Genomic DNA, 263 nt, shown 5'->3' with positions numbered 1-263 from the left:
CGGCGCCTCCAGGAGCTGCGGCTGCGCATCTCCGAGGCCAACAGCACGCTGACCCAGACGCTCAACCGGGCCCCGACCGTCGCCGACATCGCCGCCCACCTCGACGTCACCGAGGAAGAGGTGCTGGAGGGCCTGGAGGGCGCCCGCGCGTACAACGCGGTCTCGCTGTCCACCCCGATCGGCGACGGCGACAGCGCCACCGAGCTGGGCGACACGCTCGGCACCGAGGACAACGAGTACGAGCTGGCCGACCTGCGCGCCTC

At 72.6% G+C, this 263-nt stretch carries 1 protein-coding gene; it reads left to right on the top strand.

What is annotated here, in order from left to right; genetic code table 11:
- The coding region (locus tag IF06_RS0131865; RefSeq protein WP_030275527.1) for a sigma-70 domain-containing protein at nt 1–263 on the top strand (263 nt) is incomplete at both ends.

Source organism: Micromonospora globosa (genome assembly GCF_000717585.1).
Taxonomy (GTDB): Bacteria; Actinomycetota; Actinomycetes; order Mycobacteriales; family Micromonosporaceae; genus Micromonospora; species Micromonospora aurantiaca.
The sequence above is the reverse complement of the archived record's forward strand: the minus strand, read 5'-3'. Positions and strand labels throughout refer to the sequence as shown.